Origin of the sequence: Thioalkalivibrio sp. ALJT (assembly GCF_000381825.1) — a bacterium.
Lineage (GTDB): Bacteria > Pseudomonadota > Gammaproteobacteria > Ectothiorhodospirales > Ectothiorhodospiraceae > Thioalkalivibrio.
In genome coordinates this window covers 339,715-361,090 of the sequence record NZ_KB907121.1, presented here as the reverse complement: position 1 = coordinate 361,090, position 21,376 = coordinate 339,715, and the positions used below count along the sequence as shown (strand labels likewise).

The following is a 21,376-nucleotide window of genomic DNA, read 5'->3' as shown; positions in this document are numbered from 1 at the left end:
GCGCTTGTGAAATACAAGGATCTCCGTGACTTCATCGCCGGTCTGGAACAGCGTGGCGAACTCCACCGCATCAGCCGCGAGGTCGACCCGAACCTGGAGATGACCGAGATCGCCGATCGCGTGTTGCGCGCCGGCGGCCCGGCGCTGCTGTTCGAGAATCCCACTGGTTCCGATATCCCGGTTCTCGCCAACCTGTTCGGTACCCCGGAACGCGTGGCCATGGGCATGGGCGAGGACAGCGTGGAGGCCCTGCGCGAGGTCGGTCGGCTCCTGGCCTTCCTTAAACAGCCCGACCCGCCCAAGGGCCTGAAGGCAGCATGGGAGCAGTTGCCGGTTTTTCGCAAGGTCCTCGATATGGCGCCGAAGAAGATCCGGGGGGCGCCTTGCCAGAAGCACGTACTGGAGGGCGAGGCGGTGGATCTCGCCCGCCTGCCGGTGCAGACCTGCTGGCCGGGTGATGCCGGCCCATTGATCACCTGGGGCCTGGTGGTCACGCGCGGCCCCGAAAAATCGCGCCAGAACCTGGGGATCTATCGCCAGCAGGTCATAGGCCGCAATCGGGTCATCATGCGCTGGCTGTCGCATCGTGGTGGTGCCCTGGACTTCCAGGAGTGGTGCCGAACCCGTCCCGGCGAGCCGTTCCCGATTGCCGTCGCCCTGGGTGCCGATCCGGCCACGATCCTGGGCGCGGTGACCCCGGTGCCGGACAGCCTGTCGGAATATGCCTTCGCCGGTCTCCTGCGTGGCAGCCGTACCGAAGTCACCCGATGCATCGACTCCGATCTCGAGGTGCCGGCCTCTGCCGAGTTCGTCCTCGAGGGCCACATCCACCCCGGGGATACCGCACCCGAAGGCCCGTTCGGAGACCACACCGGCTACTACAACGAGGTGGATGAATTCCCGGTCTTTACCATTGACCGGATCACGCACCGTGAGGCGCCAATCTATCACTCCACCTATACCGGGCGACCCCCGGACGAGCCCGCGGTGCTGGGTGTGGCCCTGAATGAGGTCTTCATCCCGATCCTGCAGAAACAGTTCCCGGAGATCGTGGACTTCTACCTGCCGCCCGAGGGCTGTTCCTACCGCCTTGCAGTGGTCTCCATGCGCAAGCAGTACCCCGGCCACGCCAAGCGCGTGATGATGGGCGTGTGGAGCTTCCTGCGACAGTTCATGTACACCAAGTTCGTGATTGTCGTGGACGACGACGTGAATACCCGCGACTGGAACGACGTGATCTGGGCCATCACGACGCGCATGGACCCGGCGCGGGATACCACCCTGGTCGAGAACACCCCCATCGACTACCTCGACTTCGCCTCCCCCGTTTCCGGCCTTGGCTCCAAGATGGGCATGGATGCCACCAGCAAGTGGCCGGGCGAGACCGACCGCGAATGGGGCCGGCCCATCGCCATGGACGAAGCCGTCAAGCGTCGTGTCGACGGGATCTGGGATGAACTGGGGTTATGACCCGTGATGCCCTGGTCGCGCATACTGGGCCTGACGCTGGCAGCCACGCTGCTGAGCCCGGCCTGCGCGGTGACCCCGGACCCTGAAGCCTTGCGCGCGAGTATCGAGTCGGAGGAGTCAGCAGCGCTCGCGGCGCCCGTTCGTGTGTGGCCGGCACCGGAGCCGCAAGGGGTGGTGATTGCCCTCCACAGTTTTCGCGACCACTCCGGCGCCTATGCGGAGGTGGGTCCGTGGCTCGCCGCGCGCGGCTACTCCGTGCACGCGCTGGATCAGCAGGGCCACGGGCGCCGCGAGTCTCACGGTCGCTGGTCCGGGATCGAGCCGATGCTCGCTGACGTCGTTGCCATGGTGGAGCAGGTACAAGCTCGGTATCCGCAGCAACCGGTCTTCCTGCTTGGCGAGAGCATGGGCGGCTCCGCGGCACTGGCAACCGTTGCCACCCACCCGGAGCTCGAAATCGCCGGCGTGATCGCCGTCGCCCCCGGCCTGCGTGGCGGCATCAGTGGCCGTCGCCTCTGGGATGCCGCCGTCCGGACGGGTGAACGCATCGCGGGTGGTCTCGCGGTCACCATCGACCCGGATTATTCCGACCGCCTGACGCCTGCTGCGGCCGCGCGTTTCCGCGATGATCCCGCAATCCTCCGGCGTGTGCGCATGGATACCTACGCCGGTGTGGTCTGGCTGGCGCAATACGCCACGGACCACATCGAACGGGTGACGGTGCCGGTCGTCTATCTTTGGGGCGAGCAGGACGGCACGATCCTGCAAGAATCGGTCTGTGTTGCGGCACGTGCTCATCCGTACGGCCATGCGGAGGTCTGGATCGAGCCCGAATGGCCGCATCTTTTGCTGCATGCCCCGGACTGGCCACAGACTGCCCGGCGCCTGCTCGACTGGATGCAGCGCGTACAGGCGGAGCCTCCCGGGGGTTTGCCCCTGCCATCGACAGCGCAGCGGAACCCGGAAGCCTGCGTGCGCTGACACAAGCGCCGCCTGCTAGCCCGCAGATCGCCCGGGCCGCGGAGGCCCCCACCTGTCCGGACTACGGGTGCTTGCGTTACCGCAGCCAGTGGCGAGAATAACCGCCTTTCTGCGAGAAGAGGGTTCCCGATGGCGTTCGATGTCACCATTCAGCCCAGTGGCCATACCTTCGAGGTCGAGGACGACGAGACCGTTCTCGAAGCGGGCCTGCGCCAGGGGTTCGCGTTTCCCTACGGCTGCCGCAACGGCGCCTGTGGCTCCTGCAAGGGGCGGGTCCTGCAGGGCGAGGTCGATCACGGCCCGACGTTGCCGCCGGGCCTCAGCGAGGCCGAACGGGCGGACGGCATGGCCCTGTTCTGCCAGGCGGTGCCGGTGGATGATCTGGAGATCGAGGTGCGGGAGATCGGCGCCGCCCGTGACATCGTGGTCAAGACCCTGCCTTGCCGGGTCGCGGCGTTGAATCGTCTGGCGGATGATGTCATGGAGCTGCGGCTGCAGCTTCCGGTCACCGAGCGCCTGCAGTTCCTGGCCGGGCAATACCTCGATATCCTGCTCAAGGGCGGTGATCGCCGTAGCTATTCCCTGGCCAACGCGCCTCACGACGACGAACACCTGGTCCTGCATGTGCGCCACCTGCCGGGCGGGCGCTTTTCCACCATGGTGTTCGAGGAACTCGCGCCCAAGGCCCTGTTGCGGATCGAGGGGCCGCTGGGGAGCTTCTTTGTCGATGAGGAATCGCCGCGGCCGCGCCTGTTCGTGGGCGGGGGCACCGGTTTCGGACCGTTGAAGGGGATGCTGGACCACCTGGCCGCCGAGGGCATGGATCGAACGCACCACCTGTTCTGGGGGGCGCGTACAGCGGAGGGCATCTACGCCCCGGACTGGCTCGCGCAAATGACCCGCGAACAGGGCGAACACTTCCGTTGTACGCCGGTGCTGTCAGAGGCCGCGGCCGCCACCGCTGCGGGACTCCCCGCGATCAGTGGCTGGCCGCACGATGCGGTACTGGCCGAATACCCGGATCTGTCCGGTTTCGATGTCTACATGGCCGGCCCGCCAGCGATGATCGCGGCCGCCCGGGAGGCCTTCCAGGGTGCCGGCCTGCCGCCGGAGCAGCTCTACTACGACAGTTTCGAACCCGCCGTCCCGGCCGAGTAAGTGCGCGGGTGTTCGCAGGGTTTTTCCACCACGAAGCATACGAAGCGATTCAAGGGGCTTAGTTCGCGGTCGATGATCAGGCGCGGTCTGCGTGCAGCTGGTCGGCCAGGCGGTGGACGGCGGTCAGCATGCTGGCATCGGTCGGGTCCTCCGCTGTCTCCACGGCGGCCCTGAAGCCCAGTTCCCGGGCGATCTCGGCAATGCGCGCGCTGCCAACCACCAGCGGCGTCTTGCGCAGCCACATACGGCCCAGCTTGCCGACCATCTCGTAGAGGTTGCGCAAGCCCTCGCCGCTGGTGATGGTGATGATGTCGATCTGCCCGCGGGAGAATGCGTACATCAGCTCGCCGGTGTCGCCTTCCGGGCGGCCGCGGCGGTAGGCCTCCGCGAAGGTGACCTCGGCCCCGCGCGCGTTCAGGGTGTCGCCCAGCAGCTCGCGGCCGCCGTCGCCACGGAAGATCACGATGCGTTTGCCGGTCACGTCCTGCATCGCGTCCTGTGCCAGAAGGGCCTCGCTGTCGAAGCGCCGCGGCGGCAGGATGTCGGCCGGTAGCCCGAAGCCCTTCAGTTCCTGCGCGGTGCGGTTGCCGATGGCCGCGATCCGGGTGCCCGCGGGCCAGGAATGCTCGGCCAGCGCCAGGTTGAGTACGCGCTGGACCGCGTTGGGGCTGATGAACACGGCAATGTCGAAGGTGTCCAGACGGTCCAGCACGGCGCGCAGGTTGGTTGGGTCGCTGGGGGCCAGGATCTCCAGCACGGGAAACCGGATCACACGGGCGCCGGCAGTCGCCAGGGCGGTGCAGAAGGGTTCCGCCTGGGCGGCCGGACGCGTCACCAGTATGCCGAGGCCGGTCAGTGCTTCCGGCTCCCCGGTGCCTGCGCGATTGTCGTGTGCGGATGCGGTCATGTGTTACCCCTTTTGGTCCTGGCCATGTTCGCGGTGGGCGGCTGCGAGCAGTTCGCCCGCCCCCAGTTCCAGCAGCATATCCGCCAGGCGAATCCCCAGCGCCTCCGCCTCGTCGCGACCGCCCTCAACCTGGCGGCGCAGCAGTCGGCTGCCGTCGACCGCTCCGACCAGACCGTCCAGTTGCAGGCGGTCGCCGGCGAGCGTGGCATGGGCGGCCAGAGGCACCTGGCAGCCGCCTTCCAGGCGGCGGTTGAAGGCGCGTTCGGCGCGCACCCGATCCGCGGTGTCGGCATCGTTCAGTGGCGCGATCCGTTCATGAATGACGGTATCGCCGGCGCGGCATTCGATGGCGATGGCCCCCTGGCCGACCGCGGGCAGGCTGACCTCGGGCTGCAGGCGAGCCCGGATGCGCTCATCGAAGCCAAGGCGCTTGAGCCCGGCCGCGGCCAGCAGGATGGCGTCGTATTCCTCCGCATCCAGCTTCCCCAGACGGGTATTCACGTTACCGCGCAGGTCGTGCACTTGCAGGTCCGGCCGGCGCGCGCGCAGCTGGCACTGCCGGCGCAGGCTGGAGGACCCGACCCGAGCGCCTTGCGGCAGGGCGTCGACATCGGCGTAGTGGTTGGACACAAACGCATCCAGAGGGTCCTCGCGATCCAGGATGACCGGCAGCTCCAGTGCCTCCGGCAACTCCATCGGCACATCCTTGACCGAGTGTACGGCAATGTCGGCACGATCCTCGAGCAGGGCGATCTCCAGCTCCTTCACGAACAGCCCCTTGCCTCCGATCCGGGCCAGCGGCGAGTCCAGCACCCGGTCTCCCTGGGTGGTCATGCCCACCAGTTCCACCGGACGCTCCGGCTCCCGGGCGCGCAGGCGGGCGGCAACATGCTCGGCCTGCCACATGGCAAGCGGGCTCTTTCGAGTGGCGATACGTACGGGTTTCATTTGTCTTCCGGGCGGGCCTCGGTAGCGGTGACCAGGCGTTCAAAACGGGCCAGGAGCCTGTCGGATTTGGGGGTGGATCGACTGTGCGTTCGGGAGAGCGGCCCTTCTTCCGCGCTCTCCGGGGCACGCGCGTGGCGATCCCCCAAAGCCGACAGGCTCCGGGAGCATCACGGATCAGTGTACGCACTCGCGCTGGCAGCCCGAGTTGGCCGAGACCAGGCGCCGCTTGCGGGTAGAACCACTATCCGCAAGCGGCGCAACGCCGGATTGGGGCACCCGGGGGTGCCAGACCCATAAGCGATTGAAAATAGGTCCTGGTCCGCCCGTTATCATCCAGAACGGCTACGCGCACGGTGTTGCGGTTCTCTTGTGCAGCATGACGGCATGTCCGTCACCATGTCCCGTTCGCACGCATAAGCCACAAAGCAGTGGCTGCGTCCATTGATCCGTGACTCCCTAGTATAACGGCGAATGGGTCACGCCCCGAATCCCGCGTGCCCGCTGCGAGCGGATCAGTTGCCCTGGCGCAAGTAGTCGCGCACGCGCGGCAGCTGGCGGCGGCTGATCGGCATCGGTTCCAGCCCGTCGTGAAACAGCAGGCGATGGTCGGACTGGCTGATGCTCTCGATCCCCTTGATCGCGCTCCTGACGGCAAGGCAGCCGCGATGCACGCGCAGCAGCGCCGGCCCGTACTGGCTCTCGAGATCGCGCAGGCGGGCGTTCACGAAGCCGGCCATGCGGGCCGAGCGCGCCATCACGTACCCGCCCTCGGCGACGAAGACATCGACTTGTTCCAGAGGAATGCGTTCTTCGCGCCGGCCGATGGTGATATGGATCTCAGCGGGGTCGGCCCCGGGGTTCCTGCGAGGCTCCGGACGCGCCCGTTGCAGGGCCTGCTCCAGCCGCTCGCGGCGCACCGGTTTCAGCACATAGTCGCGGACCCCGGCCTCGAAGGCCTCCAGCGGGAAGTGGTCATGGGCGGTCACCAGGATGATGGTCAGATCCGGGTGTCCTGCCTGCAGGCGCCGCGCCAGTTCCAGACCGCTCTCGCCCGGCATGTCGATGTCCAGCAGCAAGGCGTCGGGCTCGGTCCTGTCCAGGACCTGTTCCACCTCCCCGGCATGGGCGGCCTGCGCCACAATCCGGTGGCCCAGCTCGGCCGCCAGCGCCGCCAGGCGCTCCCGTGCGACGGGCTCGTCGTCAGCGATCAGCAGATTCAGCGGTGCGGTTTCCATGGGCACCCTCCCGGGACGCCAGCGGGAAGCGGATGCTGACCTCGAAGCAGTCCGGTTCATGAAGTGACTGGAATTGTACCTGTCCGCCGAAGGCATGTTGCAGGCGCAGGCGTACCGCCTCGGTCGCGGTCCCGGTCCCTTGGCTTTGGACGTGGGGGTCGACACTATTCCCGATGATCACCGTGATCTGTCCCGAATCCATGCGGCTGCGCACCCAGATCCGGCCTTTGCTCCGCGCCGGTGCGATCCCGTGCTGGATCGCGTTCTCCGCCAGTGGTTGCAGCACCAGGGTGGGTACTTCGATCTCCAGCCCCGGATGTTCGGGGCAGTCCCATTCCAGCTCCAGACGCTCGCCAAAGCGGGTCTGCTCGATGCCGAGAAAGGCCCGCACCAGCTCGAGCTCCTCGCGCAGCGAGTGCCGATCGCCGGTGGCGAAGGTCGCACGGAACAGATCCGCCAGGTCCAGCGTGATCTGTTCCGCACGGGCCGCATCGGTGCGACACAGTCCGGCGATGGTGTTCATGCTGTTGTAGAGGAAATGTGGCCGCAGGCGGGCGCGCATCGCCTGTTCCCGGGCGGCGGCCACGGCCCGGGTCTCGCGCTGCCAGGCGTTTTGCAGGTACAGGTAGTGCATCGCCACCAGGCTCAGGATGGTCGCGACCCCGATCACCGGCCAGCGCAGCGCCGGGTCGGCCAGCACCAAGGTCTCAGCCAGACGATAGACGATCGCGGTGTTGACGATGGGCACCAGCGGCGGCAGAACGATCTGAGCGGCCAGTGGCAGGCCGCGCAGCCAGCCGCGCAGGCCGCACAGGATCAGCAGACTGGTCAGCGCGACCCAGAAGATGAACAGCGCGTACAGTGCCAGGGCCGACGGCAAGTCCTGCCCGCCACCGCGCAGCAAGGCCACCGCCAGCGCCAGCAGAACGGCCACCATCAGCACGCGCAGCAGGGTCTCGGCACTGCAGAAGTCCGGCAGTGGCGAGAGTTCTCCGTCGGCCTCCCTGGCGGTGTCCCTCTGGGCCATGCGTCAGTCGCTCCCCTGGTAGCGGGGGCGCGGTCGCGCCATGTTCACCCCCTCTTTGTGCCCGTATACTTCCGTGTCTTTCCAAGCCGCTCCAGGATGCACCATGACGCAGGATTCCGCGCACGACAACCCAGCCGCCACCACCACCGCCAGCACGGGGGAGGCCAAGCTGTGGGGCGGGCGCTTCTCCGAGCCGACCGATGCCTTTGTGGAACGTTTCACCGCGTCGGTGGCGTTCGACCGGCGTCTGTACCGCGAAGACATCCAGGGCTCGCAGGCCCATGCGCGGATGCTGGCGAAGGTCGGGGTGCTGACCGAGGCGGAGGCCGACCAGATCCTGCAGGGCCTGGATGCCATTCGCGACGAGATCGCCGCCGATGCGTTCGACTGGCAGGTCGGACGCGAAGATGTGCACATGAATATCGAGGCGCGGCTGATCGAGCGCATCGGCGAGGTCGGCAAGAAGCTGCACACTGGCCGTTCGCGCAACGATCAGGTCGCCACTGATATCCGGTTGTGGCTGCGCGCCAGCATCGACGACATCCTGGTTCTGATCCGGGCCTATCAGGAGGGCCTGGTGGACCTGGCCGAGCGCGAGTCCGAGTCGATCATGCCCGGTTTTACCCATCTGCAGACCGCTCAGCCGGTCACCTTTGGTCACCACATGCTGGCCTGGTACGAGATGCTGGAACGCGACGCCGAGCGCCTGCGCGATGTCCGACGCCGGGTGAACATCCTGCCCCTGGGCTCTGCGGCGCTGGCCGGTACCCCGTACCCGCTGGATCGCGAATACACGGCCGAACTGCTTGGCTTTGACGGGGTGAGCCGCAACTCGCTGGATGCGGTCTCGGATCGTGACTTTGCGATCGAATTCACCGCCGCCGCGGCCACCCTGATGATGCACCTGTCACGCCAGGCCGAGGAACTCATCCTCTGGACCAGTGCGCAGTTTGCCTTCATCGAATTGCCGGATCGCTACTGCACCGGCTCCTCGATCATGCCGCAGAAGAAGAATCCGGACGTGCCCGAGCTGGTGCGCGGGAAGACCGGCCGGGTCTATGGCCACCTGATGTCGCTGCTGACCCTGATGAAGAGTCAGCCGCTGGCCTACAACAAGGACAACCAGGAAGACAAGGAACCGCTGTTCGACACCGTGGACACCCTGCTGGGCTCATTGCGGGCCTTTGGCGACATGGTCCCGAATCTCGAGGTGCGGCGTGCCAGTACCCTGGCCGCAACCCGCAAGGGCTTTGCCACGGCCACGGACCTGGCCGACTATCTGGTGGGGCGCGGCGTCGCCTTCCGCGATGCCCACGAGATCGTCGGGCGGGCGGTACGCGTGGCCCAGGAACAGGGCGTGGATCTGGCCGATCTGCCGCTGGCGGCGCTGCAGGCGATCAGCCCCGCGGTTGGTGATGACGTCTACACGGTGCTGACGCCGGAAGGCTCCGCCGCCGCACGCAACCTCATTGGTGGCACGGCGCCGGAACAGGTGCGCCGGCAGGTGTCCGCGGCCCGCGAGCACCTGCGCAGCCTGAGCGCCGGCTCCTGAGAGCCGGCCGCAGCCCTCAGATGCGGTCGAGGGTGGACTCCAGCACCTCCCAGTGCACATTGCCGAGTACGACCTCGTAGGCCAGTAGCAGCTGGCCATGGGCGGAACCGCCCTCGAAGTTCGCCAGGACCCACTGGTGATTGAGCACGTGGATGCCGTCACGGCGGAAGCTGAATGTCTCGCCCTCCGGGGCCTCGTGGGGGATCAGCTCGGTGCGTTGCACCAGATCATCCGCGAGGCGTTCGTCCGGGCGCACCATGCCTCGGCGTTGCAGGTCCTGGATGTGGGCATTGGTCAGGCCCAGTGCCACCGGGCGCGGCACCTCGTGCCGGGTGTACTGCTGGAGTTGCATCTGGGTTTGCAGCAGGTCGCGGTGGGTCTCGTTCAGGTCCTGTTCCAGGCCATCGCCGCGTGCGATGTAGATCGCCAGAGCGATGACGAAGAACAGCATGAAACCGATCCAGACCAGGCGTTCACTGGTCTTCAGGTTCTGCGGTTTGGGATTGTCTTGTTCGGACACGGGGCTTGCCTCCGGGATGCATGCGAACAGCCGGTGGCCACGGGGCTCCGGCCGGGGAATGAACGTGCGACCGCCGTGGGTTCCTGAACCGTGGTCGACGCGACGCGCATGATAACCCCTGAAACCGCAACCTGCCGAGATGCCCCATGTCCGTTCGCGAACCTGTTCAGTCCGCCCATGCCGACTCCGGGCTGGAGTGGATCAATCGCTTTGCCCGTCTGCCGGAGGCCTTTCACGAGACCCCGGCCGCGGCACCGTTTCCGGATGCGGCATGCCTCGCGACCAGTCCGGCGATGTGTGCCCGCCTGGGGCTTGGGGGTGAAACCTTCGAACGCGACCCCTGGCTGGGCGCCTGCACCCGGGGCAGCGAACTGAACGGCGCGGCACCACGGGCATCGGTGTATGCCGGGCACCAGTTCGGGGTGTTTGTGCCGCAACTGGGAGACGGGCGCGCCAAGCTGCTGGGCGAGGTCCGCACCGGGCAGGGCGAGACCTGGGAGCTGCAACTCAAGGGTGCGGGCCCGACGCGTTTCTCGCGCGGCGCGGATGGTCGAGCGGTGATGCGCTCCTCGGTGCGCGAATACCTGGTCTCCGAGGCGATGGCCGCGCTCGGGGTGCCGACCACCCGCGCGGTGGCCCTGTTCGGCTCCAGCCTGCCGGTGTACCGCGAGCGTGTGGAACCGGCGGCCATCGTGCTGCGTGCCGCGCCCAGCTTCCTGCGCTTTGGCCATTTCGAGTACTTCCACTACAACGGCTACAGCGCGCGTCTGCAGGAGCTGATCGACTATGCCCTGGCGCACGACTATCCGGAGCTGGTCGATGCCGAAGACCCGGTGGCCGCGATGCTGGAGGCGGTGATTGGCCGCACCGCGGAGATGATCGCGGACTGGCAGGCCGTCGGCTTCTGTCACGGCGTGATGAACACCGACAACATGAGCCTGGCCGGGCTGACCATCGACTATGGTCCGTTCGCCTTCATGGACGCCTTCGACCCCGGCTACATCTGCAACCATACCGACCAGGGGGGCCGCTACGCCTTCGATCAGCAGCCGCAGATCGCCCAGTGGAACCTGATCCGCCTGGCCGAGACCCTGGTGATCCATTTCGGCGATGCCACCCGGGAGGCGGCGATCGAGCGCGCCAAGGCCCTGTTGCAGGACTTTCAGCCGCAGTACCAGGCGGCGTGGCTCGGGCGCATGCGGGCCAAGCTCGGTCTGCAGGAGGAACAAGAGGGCGATGCCGCCCTGATCCAGGACCTGCTGGCGCGCATGGCGGCCGAGGGCGTGGACTACACTCGCTTTTTCCGCCAGTTGCCGGATCTGGAGCAGGCGGAGACGCGCGCGCAGCTGGAATCGGAATTGGAGGATGGGGCTGCCTGGCAGGCGTGGTGGTCGCGCTACCAGGCGCGCCTGGCACAGGAAGATCGGGCGGTGGAGGCGCGCCGGACGGCGATGAACGCAGTCAACCCGAAGTACATCCTGCGCAACCACCTGGCGCAGGCCGCGATCGAGCGGGCCGAGGCCGGCGATCCCTCCGAGGTGCTGCGTCTGCAGCGGATTCTCGCGCGGCCCTTCGACGAGCAGCCCGAGTTCGAGGCCTATGCCGATCTGCCCCCGGCGTGGGCGAGTGGCATCCAGCTGAGCTGTTCGTCCTGATCTCCGGCGCGGGTTGTGCTCAACGCGCCCGCGTTTACCCGAAGATGCCGCGCAGGATGTAGAAGTAGACCACCGCGAGGATGGCCCCGGCCGGCAGGGTCACGATCCAGGACAGGAAGATCATCCGCACCAGACCCAGGTTGATCGCGGCGATGCCGCGGGCCAGGCCCACCCCGAGGATCGCGCCCACCAGGGTATGCGTGGTGGAGATGGGAAGCCCGGTCCCGGACGCCAGCACCACGGTGGCCGCTGCGGCGGCGGTTGCGGCATAACCGCGGCTGGGCGTGAGCTGGGTGATGCCGGTGCCGACCGTCGCGATCACCTTGTGGCCGTAAGTGAACAGGCCGAACACGATCCCGACCCCGCCCAGCAGCAGCACCCACATCGGCACGACCGTCTCGGCGCTCACGTCGCCGGTCTGGATGACGTCCACGACCGCGGCCAGCGGTCCCACCGCATTGGCGACGTCGTTGGAGCCCAGGGCAAACGCCATTGCGCAGCCGGTTACCACCATCTGGACCCCGAAGACCTTCTCCACATTGGCAAAATGAGAGCCGTCCTCGCCCACGCCGGTGGGGGTGTCGAAGCGCAGGCGGCGGATCGCCATCATCCCGAGCACGACTACTGCGGCGCTGACCAGGATTGCGAAGCCGTAGGCCTGTACCGTCGTCAGCTCCAGGCCGACATGGGTCAGCCCCTTGAACATGGTGACCAGGGCGGTGACGAAGGCGGTCAGGAAGATGTAGAGCGGGGCCCAGCGCTTGGCGTTCTTCAGCGGATCGACGGTGTCCAGGATCAGGATCTGCACACTGCGGAACAGGGCAAACGCAATCATGCCGCCGACCATTGGCGACACCACCCAGGACATCGCAATGGTCCCGACGCGCTCCCAGCGCACCACCTCGAACCCCAGCCCCACCACGGCAAAGCCGACGATCGCGCCGATGATGGAGTGGGTCGTGGAGACCGGCCAGCCGAAGTAGGAGGCCACGAGCAGCCATGTTCCGGCTGCGGCCAGCGCGGCCAGCATCCCGTACACGAGCAGTTCGGGGTTGTCTGCCATCAGGCTGGAGTCGACCATCCCGCTGCGGATGGTCTGGGTGACCTCGCCGCCGGCGAGCCAGGCCCCGGAGAATACAAAGATCGCGGCGACAAAGACCGCCTGGCGGATGGTCAGCGCGCGCGAGCCGACCGAGGTGCCCATCGCATTCGCGACGTCATTGGCGCCGATGCCCCAGGCCATGAACAGGCCGAAGATCACTGCAAGGCCGAGCAACAGGGTGCTGTATTCCATGCGGTCCTCGGTGCCTGTTCCTGGGTGCCGGGGTTTATTTGGCGAGCATCAACTGCAGGCGGCTGCCTACACGCTGGGCCAGGTCGGCCAGCTCGCCAACCGAATCGATCACGCGGTACATGAAGATCACGTTCACCGGCGGCAGCTCCGCCTCCTGAACGAACAGCATCTCGCGTACCTCGCGCTGCGCCTCGTCGGATTCGTGCTCGATCTGGTCCAGCTCGGTCAGGATGCCGTTGACGACCTCGACCTCGTGACCGCGGAAACCCGCCTCCACCAGCTCGTCCAGTTCGTTGATCGCCCGACCGGCCTGGTCCACCGCATCCACGCTGCGGTCGAGGAAGCGCTTGATCGGTTCCCGCATGTTGTCGGGGAACTGCATCTGGCGGCCCAGCATCAGCCCGGCAATGTCCTTCGCCATGTTGGCGATGCGATCCTGGATCAGCAGGGTGTCGAGTACGTCGCGGCGCGACATCGCCAGCATCATGCCCTTGGGCAGGTGCAGCCGCAGGTCCTTTTTCAGGCGGTCGGCCTCGCGCTCCAGCTTCGAGATCTTGCGTTGCTGCTCGCGCGCGGTCTCCCAGTCATCGCGCGCCATGGCCTCCATGAACGGGGGGAGCTCGGCGATGCAGGCGCGGATCTTCTCCATATGCGCCTGCAGCGGGCGCACCGGGGAACGGCCAAACAGCTCGAAGACGAAGTTCTTGGGGGACATGGCGGCGCAGAGATTGTCACAAAGCCATAATCTAACGCAAAACACCCCCGACTGCGCGGACTTGTTCGTGTCCCGGCCGCTGTTCTGCGCTAGACTCGCGGACCAGAGCTGGGGGTGCCCGCGCCATGTGCCGGGCTGAGAGAGTCCCCTTGAACCTGAACCAGTTCACACTGGCGGAGGGAAGCTCGGTGCTCGATCCAGTCCGCGCGCGACCCGTTCGCAGTCTGTCCTGCCCGTTCTGTTCCCTCTGCCGCTACGCCCGAGTTGCAGAGGTCCCGTCATGAGCGCCATCCCCGAGTCCTTCGCCCGCAAGACCGCCCAGGTCTCCGCCGACGTCACCCGCCCGTTCCCCAGTTCCGAAAAGGTCTTCGTCCAGGGCTCGCGTCCGGATATCCGCGTGCCGTTCCGGCAGGTCGCGCAGAGCCCGACCATGACCTCCGGCACCCCGGAAGAGAACCCGCCGATCCCGGTCTATGACACCTCCGGCCCCTACACCGACCCGGACGCGACCATCGACCTGACCCGCGGCCTGGCGGATCTGCGCGGTGGCTGGATCGACGAACGCGCGGACACCGAGTGGCTGGACGGCCCGAGCTCGGAATACGGCCAGGCCCGTGCGGTGGACCCGGAGCTGGCATCCCTGCGCTTCGAGCACATCCGCCCGCCGCGCCGGGCAAAGGCCGGCGCGAACGTCTCCCAGATGCACTACGCCCGCCAGGGCATCATCACCCCGGAGATGGAGTTCGTCGCGATCCGCGAGAACAACCGCCTCGAGGCGCTGCGCGCCGACCCGCGCTACCAGAAGCTGCTGCGCCAGCACGTCGGCGAGTCCTTCGGCGCCTCCATCCCGGATGAAATCACCCCCGAGTTCGTGCGTGACGAGATTGCCCGCGGCCGCGCGATCATCCCCGCCAACATCAACCACCCCGAGCTCGAGCCGATGATCATCGGCCGCAACTTCCGGGTGAAGGTGAACACCAACATCGGCAACTCTGCGGTCACCTCCTCGATCGAGGAGGAGGTGGAGAAGCTCGTGTGGTCCGCGCGCTGGGGTGGCGACACTCTGATGGACCTGTCCACCGGCAAGAACATCCATGAGACCCGCGAGTGGATCCTGCGCAACTCGCCGGTACCGATCGGCACCGTGCCGATCTACCAGGCGCTGGAGAAGGTCGACGGCAAACCCGAGGACCTGACCTGGGAGCTGTTCCGCGACACCCTGATCGAGCAGGCCGAACAGGGCGTGGACTACTTCACCATCCACGCCGGCGTGCGCCTGCAGTACGTTCCGCTGACCGCCGACCGGGTGACCGGCATCGTCTCCCGCGGCGGCTCGATCATGGCCAAGTGGTGCCTGGCGCATCACCAGGAGAACTTCCTCTATACCCACTTCGACGAGATCTGCGAGATCATGAAGGCGTTCGACGTCTCGTTCTCGCTGGGCGACGGCCTGCGCCCCGGCTGCCTGGCCGACGCCAACGACGCCGCCCAGTTCGGCGAGCTGGAGACCCTGGGCGAGCTGACGCAGAAGGCCTGGGCGCACGACGTGCAGGTGATGATCGAGGGCCCCGGCCACGTCCCGCTGCAGAAGGTGAAGGAGAACGTCGACAAGGAGCTGGAGGACTGCTTCGAGGCGCCGTTCTACACCCTCGGCCCGCTGGTGACCGACATCGCCCCGGCCTACGACCACATCACCTCCGGTATCGGCGCGGCCAACATCGGCTGGTACGGCACCGCGATGCTCTGCTACGTGACACCGAAGGAGCACCTGGGCCTGCCCAACAAGCAGGACGTGCGCGACGGCATCATCACCTACAAGATCGCCGCCCACGCCGCCGACCTGGCCAAGGGCTTCCCCGGCGCGCAGCTGCAGGACAACGCCCTGTCCAAGGCGCGCTTCGAGTTCCGCTGGGAGGACCAGTTCAACCTCGCGCTGGACCCGGAGCGCGCACGCGAATTCCACGACGAGACCCTGCCGAAGGAGGCGCACAAGGTCGCCCACTTCTGCTCCATGTGCGGCCCCAACTTCTGCTCCATGAAGATCACCCAGGACGTGCGCGATTACGCCGCGGCCCAGGGCCTGTCCGAACAGGAGGCGCTGGAAAAAGGCATGCAGGAAAAGGCGGTGGAGTTCGTCGAGAAGGGCGCGAAGATCTACCGCGAGGTGTAAGCCACCCGCAGGGTCCCGGGGAACGGTGATCCGTATTCCCCCGGGGCCGGGATGGCCGTTCAGATTACGCGGCCTGGCAGCTGAGCGTCCGGGTCCTGGTGCAGGGTGGTCAGATTGATCACGGTGGTGTCGGCGATGTTGGCCAGTGCCTCGCGGGTCAGGAAGGCCTGGTGCCCGGTGACCAGCACATCGTCACGCTGCATCAGTCGCGCCAGGCGCCGGTCCGGCAGGCCGGCCAGTGACCAGTCGTGGAAGAACAGCCCCGCCTCGGCCTCGTAGACATCCAGCGCGAACCCGCCCAGCTGACCCGAGTCCAGCGCGACCTCGGCGGCATCGGTATCCACCAGCGCCCCGCGCGCGGTATTGATCAGAAAGGCCCCGCGCGGCATCCGCGCCAGGGTGTCGGCATTGATCAGGTGGCGGTTCTCAGGGGTCATCGGGCAGCTCAGGCTGACCACCGAGGACGCCGCCAGCAGCGTATCCAGGTCCCCATACTCCACCCCGGCAGACTGCAGCTCCGGATTCGGGTACGGGTCGTGTGCGAGCACGCGGCAGCCAAAGCCCAGCATGATCCGGGCAAAGGCCTGGCCGATCCGTCCGGTGCCGACGATGCCTACGGTGCGCCCGACCAGATCGAAGCCCGTCAGGTGGTCGAGGCGAAAATCGCCGCGCCGGGTCCGCTCCCAGGCCTGGTGCACCCGGCGGTTCAGGGTCATCAAGAGGGCGACGGCGTGTTCCGCGATCGCGTTCGGGGAGTAGGCCGGAACCCGCCCCACGCGCACGCCGCGCTCGCGGGCCCGCGCCACATCCAGGTTGTCGTACCCGGAGCAGCGCAGGGCGACTACATGAATCCCCTGGTCCGCGAGCCCGTCGATCACCCGGCGGTGCAGGTCGTCGTTGGTGAATACGCAGACGGCATCCGCGCCCCGGGCCAGATGCACCGTCTCTGCGGTCAGGCGCTCGGTGTGCATCACCGGTGCCATCCCGGTGGCTGCCAGTGCCGGCATCAGGTGTTCGCGATCATGCTGCTGGGTACTGAACACGGCCACCTTCATCGCATCCCCCGGATAATGGATGAGCGCGGCTCCAGCATAACCGGTCAAGATGACGAACCGGTTGGATCGTGACTCGAGATTGTCGCAAACTGGACTGAGCCCAGTGCAGCGAGCTCGGTGCTCTCTGCGGCGAGCGTCCGGGAGTGGCCCATGCATGTGATTGCACCCCAAGCCGTGGATACGCTGATCCGCCTGCTGGCCTCTGATGGCTACGAGGTGGTGGGTCCGACGCGGCGCGACGGGGCGATCGTCTACGACCGCGTGCAAGGCCTGGATGACCTGCCGGCGGGCTGGACCGACGAGCAGGCCCCCGGCCACTACCGCCTGCGCGAGCGCGGAGACGGCGCCCTGTTCGGCTATGTGGTCGGCCCGCATTCCTGGAAGAAATACCTGTTCCCCCCCGAGGAAACCCTGTTCCGGCTGACCCGCCAGCCGGACGGCGGCTTTGTGACCGAGCCGGGCGAAGCGGTCCCGCCGCGGCGTGCGTTCATCGGCATGCGCGCCTGCGAGCTGGCGGCGATCGGCGTGCAGGACCGGGTGTTCCTCGGACAGGCGGTGCAGGATCGCGGCTATGCGGCGCGGCGCCAGGATGTGTTCATGGTGGCGGCCCACTGCGCCGAGCCCGGCGGCACCTGCTTCTGTGCCTCGATGGATACCGGACCGCGCGCCCGCGAGGGCTTCGACCTGGCCCTGACCGAGGTGATCGACGCCACGCAGCACTTCCTGGTCATCGAGGCCGGGAGCGACGCCGGGCGCGCAGTACTCGAGCGGCTGGAGCCGCGCCCGGCCACGGACGCCGAGCAGGCCGCGGCCGAACGGGTGTGGGCCGAGGCCCCGGAAAAGATGGGCCGGCAGATGCCCGGCGATGCCCGCGAGGTGCTGAACCGGGCCTTCGAGCACCCGCGCTGGGAGGAGACCGCCGCGCGCTGCCTGTCCTGCTCCAACTGCACGCTGGTCTGCCCCACCTGCTTCTGCTCGCAGGTCGAGGAGGTGCCCGATCTGGAGGGCCAGCGCACCGAGCGCGTGCGGCGCTGGGACTCCTGCTTCAACCAGGAGCATTCGCATCTGGTCGGTGGCGCCCACCGCGAATCGGTAGCCGCGCGTTACCGCCAGTGGATCACCCACAAGCTGGCCACCTGGCACGACCAGTTCGACACCTCCGGCTGTGTCGGCTGCGGACGCTGCATCACCTGGTGTCCGGTGGGGATCGACATCACCGAGGAGGTGACCGCGGTGCGCCGCGACCCGGAGGGCCGGATATGAACGAGCTGCTGGCGATCCTCGAAGACCAGCCGTTCTTCGCCGACATGGAACCGGAACACCGGCGCCTGCTGGCGGCATGCGCCGCGAAGTTAAGCTACCCGGCGGACACGCGGCTGATGCGCGACCACGAGACGACGGAGACCTTCTGGCTGATCCGCGAGGGCCAGGTCGCGCTGGAGAGCCCGTTGCGCGAAGGCTGCGTGACCTTCCAGACCCTGGGGCCCGGTGACATCCTCGGCTGGTCGTGGCTGCTGCCGCCGTATCGCGCCAGTTACGACGCGCGCGCCCTGACCGAGCTGCATACCCTGCGTTTCGATGCCGGCGTGCTGCGCGAACACATGGAGGCCGACCCGGCCTTCGGCTACATGCTGATGAAACACTTCTCCGCACTGATCGTGCAGCGGCTGCAGGCCGCGCGGTTGCAGGCGCTGGACATCTACAGTCACGGAGGGCCCGGGTATGGCACCTGAGACCCTGCAGCCCCGAGCCGACAGCGCCCTGCCGGAACAGGCGATGGCGCCGCAGCCCTGGCGCATCGGGGCGGTGCGGCCGGATGTCGCCAGCAACGAGGTGTTCAGCTGGACGCTGTATCCCGAGCCGGGCGTGGAGCCGGGGCCGCCGCCGGCGCCCGGGCAGTTCAACATGCTCTACCTGTTCGGCGTGGGCGAGGTGCCGATCTCGGTGTCCGCGATCACCGAGGACGGCGGCATCGTGCACACCACCCGCGCGGTGGGCAGCGTGACCCGGGCGATGCAGGAGCTGGGGCCCGGCGCGGTGGTCGGCCTGCGCGGCCCGTTCGGCACGGCCTGGCCGCTGGAACAGGCGCGCGGCCGCGACCTGGTGCTGGTCGCCGGCGGCATCGGCCTGGCCCCGCTGCGGCCGGTGATCCACGCGACGCTCGAGCGGCGCGCGGACTTCGGCCGGGTGGTGGTCTGCTACGGCGCGCGCGCCCCGGGGGACATGATCTTCCGCGACGAGCTGGATGCCTGGGCCGCGCGCGGCGACCTCGACCTGCGCGTGACGGTGGATCGCGCCACCGCGGCCTGGCGCGGCGATGTCGGCGTGGTCACCCAGCTGATCGACCGCGGCGGCTTCGACCGGCGCAACACGGTCGCGATGGTCTGCGGCCCGGAGGTGATGATGCGCTTCGCCGCCGCCTCGCTGGAGCGCCGCGGCCTGAAGCCGGAAGACATCTACGTCTCCATGGAGCGCAACATGCGCTGCGCGGTGGGCTTTTGCGGGCACTGCCAGATCGGGTCGCAGTTCGTCTGCCGCGACGGCCCGGTCTTCCCCTACCCGGTGATGGAGCCGGCCTTCCGGATACGCGAACTATGAGTACCGAACGTCCGACCCTTGCCGTATTCAAGTTCGCCTCCTGCGACGGCTGCCAGCTCTCGCTGCTCGACTGCGAGGACGAGCTGCTGGCGGTGACCGACCGGATCCGGATCGCGCACTTCCCCGAGGCCACCCGCAACCGCATCGAGGGGCCCTGGGACCTGACGCTGGTGGAGGGCTCGATCACCACGCCGGAGGCGGCCGAAGAGATCCGCGAGATCCGCCGCGCGTCGAAGTTCCTGGTGACCATCGGCGCCTGCGCCACCGCCGGCGGCATCCAGGCCCTGCGTAATTTCGCGGACGTCGAGGAATTCACCCGCCAGGTCTACGCCCACCCGGAATACATCGAGACCCTGGCCACCTCGGATGCGATCAGCCAGCACGTGCCGGTGGACTTCGAACTGCGCGGCTGCCCGATCGACAAATACCAGCTGATCGAGGTCATCAGTGCCTTCCTCTACGGTCGGCGTCCGCAGGTCTCCAGCGCCAGCGTCTGCGAGGAGTGCAAACGGGCGGGACAGGTCTGCGTGATGGTCGCCCACGGCACGCCCTGCCTGGGCCCGGTCACCCACGCCGGCTGCGGCGCGCTGTGCCCCGGCTGCCACCGCGGCTGCTACGGCTGCTTCGGCCCCAAGGAGACCCCCAACGCGCCCGGTCTGTCCGGGCAGCTGGAGGCCCTCGGCATGGAGCGCGCCACCCGCGTGCGCTTCTACCGCACCTTCAATGCCGGCGCCGACGCCTTCCGCGAGGAGAGCGAGCGCGAAGAATCAGGAAACGGACCATGAGCGAGACCCGTACCATCGAAGTCGACTACCTCGCGCGCGTGGAGGGCGAGGGCGCGATGTACGTGCGCACCGAGGGCGACCGCGTGGAGGAGGTGAAGCTGTCGATCTTCGAGGCGCCGCGCTTCTTCGAGGGCTTCCTGCGCGGGCGCGACTTCCGCGAGGCCCCGGACATCACCGCGCGCATCTGCGGCATCTGCCCGATCGCCTACCAGATGGGCGCCTCGCTGGCGATGGAGGACGTCTGCGGCGCGACCGTGGACGGCGTGCTGCAGGACCTGCGCCGGCTGGCCTACTGCGGTGAATGGATCGAGAGCCATGCCCTGCACGTGTTCATGCTCCACCTGCCGGACTTCCTCGGCTATCCCGACGCGGTCACCGCCGCGAAGGATCACCCCGACATGGTGCGCAACGGCCTGCGCATCAAGAAGATCGGCAACTCCATCCTGCGCCTGCTGGGCGGGCGCGAGATCCACCCGGTCAACCTGCGGGTCGGCGGCTTCTACCGCACGCCCACGCCCGACGAGGTCGCCGGCCTGCGCGAGGAGCTGGCCTGGGGCCTGGAGGCGTCCTGCGAGGTCGCCGAATTCCTCGCCACCCTCGACTACCCGAACCTGGAACGCGACTACGAGTTCGTGTCGCTGGTGCACCCGGACGAATACCCGATCACCCACGGCCGGCTCGGCTCGAGCAGTGGCCTGGACGCCGCCATCCGCGAGTACGACAACGTCTTCACCGAGGAGCACGTGGCCCACTCCAACGCCCTGCACAGCCACCGCTCCGACAGTGGCGAACCGGTCTTCATGGGTCCGCTGGCGCGCTTCGCGCTGAACCGCGAACGTCTTACCCCGCGCGCCGCCGAGCTGGCCGAGCGCGCCGGGCTGGGCGCGGCCTGCCGCAACCCGTTCCGCAGCATCCAGGTGCGCATGCTCGAGATCGTGCTCGCCTTCGAGGAGGCCTTGCGCCTGGTCGACGGCTACCGGGCCGCACCGGCCGAACCCGCGCTGCCGGTCACCCCGCGCACCGGCACCGGCTGCGGCGCCACCGAGGCCCCGCGCGGCATCTGCTACCACCGCTACAGCATCGACGACGCAGGCCTCATCACCGACGCCAAGATCGTCCCGCCCACCTCGGTCAACCAGCCCACCATCGAGGCCGACCTGCGCGAACTGGTGCAGACCCATCTCGACCTGCCGGACGACGAACTGCGCCACCACTGCGAGGTCGCCATCCGCAACTACGACCCCTGCATCTCCTGCGCCACCCACTTCCTCGACCTCACCGTCGACCGCCAGTGAGCCCAAAGATT

Annotated in this window: 19 protein-coding genes and 1 riboswitch; of the genes, 11 read left to right on the top strand and 8 right to left on the bottom strand. The window is 67.8% G+C overall.

Annotated features, from left to right (window positions below):
• The first annotated feature begins 6 nt into the window (after window positions 1–6).
• From ubiD to G332_RS0101700, 3 genes are all read left to right on the top strand, one after another.
• Entirely contained in the window at window positions 7–1,470 is a 1,464-nt protein-coding gene (ubiD, locus tag G332_RS0101710) for a 4-hydroxy-3-polyprenylbenzoate decarboxylase (protein WP_019625272.1), read from the top strand.
• Window positions 1,471–1,476: 6 nt separating this feature from the next.
• Window positions 1,477–2,451 carry an alpha/beta fold hydrolase gene (locus tag G332_RS0101705; protein WP_019625271.1) on the top strand — a complete coding sequence of 325 codons (975 nt, stop codon included), beginning with the start codon at window positions 1,477–1,479 and terminating at the stop codon, window positions 2,449–2,451.
• Between the two features lie 129 nt (window positions 2,452–2,580).
• Window positions 2,581–3,609 (top strand): CDP-6-deoxy-delta-3,4-glucoseen reductase, encoded by a 1,029-nt coding sequence (locus tag G332_RS0101700; protein ID WP_019625270.1) that lies wholly within the window; start codon window positions 2,581–2,583, stop codon window positions 3,607–3,609.
• Between the two features lie 76 nt (window positions 3,610–3,685).
• On the opposite strand, the gene G332_RS0101695 is transcribed toward G332_RS0101700, so the two are convergent.
• From G332_RS0101695 to G332_RS0101680, 4 genes are all read right to left on the bottom strand, one after another.
• Window positions 3,686–4,516, bottom strand: a complete 831-nt coding sequence (locus G332_RS0101695) for a uroporphyrinogen-III synthase (protein ID WP_019625269.1) — start codon at window positions 4,514–4,516, stop codon at window positions 3,686–3,688.
• A gap of 3 nt (window positions 4,517–4,519) precedes the next feature.
• Complete coding sequence (hemC, locus tag G332_RS0101690) at window positions 4,520–5,464, bottom strand: hydroxymethylbilane synthase (protein WP_081619736.1); 945 nt, start codon at window positions 5,462–5,464, stop codon at window positions 4,520–4,522.
• Between the two features lie 512 nt (window positions 5,465–5,976).
• Entirely contained in the window at window positions 5,977–6,699 is a 723-nt protein-coding gene (locus G332_RS0101685; protein ID WP_019625267.1) for a LytTR family DNA-binding domain-containing protein, read from the bottom strand.
• Window positions 6,665–7,726, bottom strand: coding sequence for a sensor histidine kinase (locus G332_RS0101680; protein WP_019625266.1), 1,062 nt, complete (start codon window positions 7,724–7,726; stop codon window positions 6,665–6,667). The genes G332_RS0101685 and G332_RS0101680 overlap by 35 nt, the downstream gene beginning before the upstream one ends.
• A gap of 103 nt (window positions 7,727–7,829) precedes the next feature.
• On the opposite strand from G332_RS0101680, the gene argH reads away from it, so the two are divergent.
• Entirely contained in the window at window positions 7,830–9,278 is a 1,449-nt protein-coding gene (argH, locus tag G332_RS0101675) for an argininosuccinate lyase (RefSeq protein WP_019625265.1), read from the top strand.
• 16 nt (window positions 9,279–9,294) lie between these two features.
• On the opposite strand, the gene G332_RS0101670 is transcribed toward argH, so the two are convergent.
• The gene (locus G332_RS0101670) at window positions 9,295–9,798 is read right to left on the bottom strand and encodes a hypothetical protein (protein WP_019625264.1); all 504 of its coding nucleotides are present in this window, start codon (window positions 9,796–9,798) and stop codon (window positions 9,295–9,297) included.
• 146 nt (window positions 9,799–9,944) lie between these two features.
• On the opposite strand from G332_RS0101670, the gene G332_RS0101665 reads away from it, so the two are divergent.
• Window positions 9,945–11,453, top strand: coding sequence for a YdiU family protein (locus G332_RS0101665; RefSeq protein ID WP_019625263.1), 1,509 nt, complete (start codon window positions 9,945–9,947; stop codon window positions 11,451–11,453).
• Between the two features lie 34 nt (window positions 11,454–11,487).
• On the opposite strand, the gene G332_RS0101660 is transcribed toward G332_RS0101665, so the two are convergent.
• Window positions 11,488–12,747: an inorganic phosphate transporter gene (locus G332_RS0101660; protein WP_019625262.1), complete on the bottom strand. Its 1,260-nt coding sequence runs from the start codon at window positions 12,745–12,747 to the stop codon at window positions 11,488–11,490.
• Between the two features lie 34 nt (window positions 12,748–12,781).
• Window positions 12,782–13,462 carry a TIGR00153 family protein gene (locus G332_RS0101655; protein ID WP_019625261.1) on the bottom strand — a complete coding sequence of 227 codons (681 nt, stop codon included), beginning with the start codon at window positions 13,460–13,462 and terminating at the stop codon, window positions 12,782–12,784.
• A 100-nt stretch (window positions 13,463–13,562) separates the two neighbouring features.
• Window positions 13,563–13,661, top strand: a riboswitch (TPP riboswitch).
• Window positions 13,662–13,742: 81 nt separating this feature from the next.
• Between G332_RS0101655 and thiC the strand changes: the two genes are divergently transcribed.
• Window positions 13,743–15,632 (top strand): phosphomethylpyrimidine synthase ThiC, encoded by a 1,890-nt coding sequence (thiC, locus tag G332_RS0101650; protein ID WP_019625260.1) that lies wholly within the window; start codon window positions 13,743–13,745, stop codon window positions 15,630–15,632.
• Window positions 15,633–15,691: 59 nt separating this feature from the next.
• Here thiC and G332_RS0101645 read toward each other — a convergent pair whose 3' ends face one another.
• Complete coding sequence (locus G332_RS0101645) at window positions 15,692–16,687, bottom strand: 2-hydroxyacid dehydrogenase (protein WP_019625259.1); 996 nt, start codon at window positions 16,685–16,687, stop codon at window positions 15,692–15,694.
• Window positions 16,688–16,837: 150 nt separating this feature from the next.
• Here G332_RS0101645 and G332_RS0101640 point away from each other — a divergent pair, with 150 nt between their 5' ends.
• The 5 genes from G332_RS0101640 to G332_RS0101620 are packed head-to-tail and all read left to right on the top strand — an operon-like array spanning window position 16,838 to window position 21,365.
• Entirely contained in the window at window positions 16,838–17,950 is a 1,113-nt protein-coding gene (locus G332_RS0101640) for a sulfite reductase subunit A (RefSeq protein WP_019625258.1), read from the top strand.
• Window positions 17,947–18,420 carry a cyclic nucleotide-binding domain-containing protein gene (locus tag G332_RS0101635; RefSeq protein ID WP_019625257.1) on the top strand — a complete coding sequence of 158 codons (474 nt, stop codon included), beginning with the start codon at window positions 17,947–17,949 and terminating at the stop codon, window positions 18,418–18,420. The genes G332_RS0101640 and G332_RS0101635 overlap by 4 nt, the downstream gene beginning before the upstream one ends.
• Entirely contained in the window at window positions 18,410–19,285 is an 876-nt protein-coding gene (locus tag G332_RS0101630) for an FAD/NAD(P)-binding protein (protein ID WP_019625256.1), read from the top strand. The genes G332_RS0101635 and G332_RS0101630 overlap by 11 nt, the downstream gene beginning before the upstream one ends.
• Window positions 19,282–20,070 carry an oxidoreductase gene (locus G332_RS0101625; protein ID WP_019625255.1) on the top strand — a complete coding sequence of 263 codons (789 nt, stop codon included), beginning with the start codon at window positions 19,282–19,284 and terminating at the stop codon, window positions 20,068–20,070. The genes G332_RS0101630 and G332_RS0101625 overlap by 4 nt, the downstream gene beginning before the upstream one ends.
• Window positions 20,067–21,365 carry a Ni/Fe hydrogenase subunit alpha gene (locus tag G332_RS0101620; protein WP_019625254.1) on the top strand — a complete coding sequence of 433 codons (1,299 nt, stop codon included), beginning with the start codon at window positions 20,067–20,069 and terminating at the stop codon, window positions 21,363–21,365. The genes G332_RS0101625 and G332_RS0101620 overlap by 4 nt, the downstream gene beginning before the upstream one ends.
• Window positions 21,366–21,376 lie beyond the last annotated feature (11 nt).

What these genes read in the sequence shown, in the direction of transcription:
- thiC (WP_019625260.1), top strand. Translation starts at nt 13,743, where the DNA reads ATGAGCGCCATCCCCGAGTCCTTCGCCCGCAAGACCGCCCAGGTCTCC.
- G332_RS0101630 (WP_019625256.1), top strand. Translation starts at nt 18,410, where the DNA reads ATGGCACCTGAGACCCTGCAGCCCCGAGCCGACAGCGCCCTGCCGGAA.
- G332_RS0101645 (WP_019625259.1), bottom strand. Translation starts at nt 16,687, where the DNA reads ATGAAGGTGGCCGTGTTCAGTACCCAGCAGCATGATCGCGAACACCTG.
- G332_RS0101685 (WP_019625267.1), bottom strand. Translation starts at nt 6,699, where the DNA reads ATGGAAACCGCACCGCTGAATCTGCTGATCGCTGACGACGAGCCCGTC.
- G332_RS0101655 (WP_019625261.1), bottom strand. Translation starts at nt 13,462, where the DNA reads ATGTCCCCCAAGAACTTCGTCTTCGAGCTGTTTGGCCGTTCCCCGGTG.
- G332_RS0101660 (WP_019625262.1), bottom strand. Translation starts at nt 12,747, where the DNA reads ATGGAATACAGCACCCTGTTGCTCGGCCTTGCAGTGATCTTCGGCCTG.
- G332_RS0101705 (WP_019625271.1), top strand. Translation starts at nt 1,477, where the DNA reads ATGCCCTGGTCGCGCATACTGGGCCTGACGCTGGCAGCCACGCTGCTG.
- G332_RS0101635 (WP_019625257.1), top strand. Translation starts at nt 17,947, where the DNA reads ATGAACGAGCTGCTGGCGATCCTCGAAGACCAGCCGTTCTTCGCCGAC.
- G332_RS0101620 (WP_019625254.1), top strand. Translation starts at nt 20,067, where the DNA reads ATGAGCGAGACCCGTACCATCGAAGTCGACTACCTCGCGCGCGTGGAG.
- G332_RS0101625 (WP_019625255.1), top strand. Translation starts at nt 19,282, where the DNA reads ATGAGTACCGAACGTCCGACCCTTGCCGTATTCAAGTTCGCCTCCTGC.
- hemC (WP_081619736.1), bottom strand. Translation starts at nt 5,464, where the DNA reads ATGAAACCCGTACGTATCGCCACTCGAAAGAGCCCGCTTGCCATGTGG.
- G332_RS0101640 (WP_019625258.1), top strand. Translation starts at nt 16,838, where the DNA reads ATGCATGTGATTGCACCCCAAGCCGTGGATACGCTGATCCGCCTGCTG.
- G332_RS0101665 (WP_019625263.1), top strand. Translation starts at nt 9,945, where the DNA reads ATGTCCGTTCGCGAACCTGTTCAGTCCGCCCATGCCGACTCCGGGCTG.
- G332_RS0101700 (WP_019625270.1), top strand. Translation starts at nt 2,581, where the DNA reads ATGGCGTTCGATGTCACCATTCAGCCCAGTGGCCATACCTTCGAGGTC.
- argH (WP_019625265.1), top strand. Translation starts at nt 7,830, where the DNA reads ATGACGCAGGATTCCGCGCACGACAACCCAGCCGCCACCACCACCGCC.
- G332_RS0101680 (WP_019625266.1), bottom strand. Translation starts at nt 7,726, where the DNA reads ATGGCCCAGAGGGACACCGCCAGGGAGGCCGACGGAGAACTCTCGCCA.
- G332_RS0101695 (WP_019625269.1), bottom strand. Translation starts at nt 4,516, where the DNA reads ATGACCGCATCCGCACACGACAATCGCGCAGGCACCGGGGAGCCGGAA.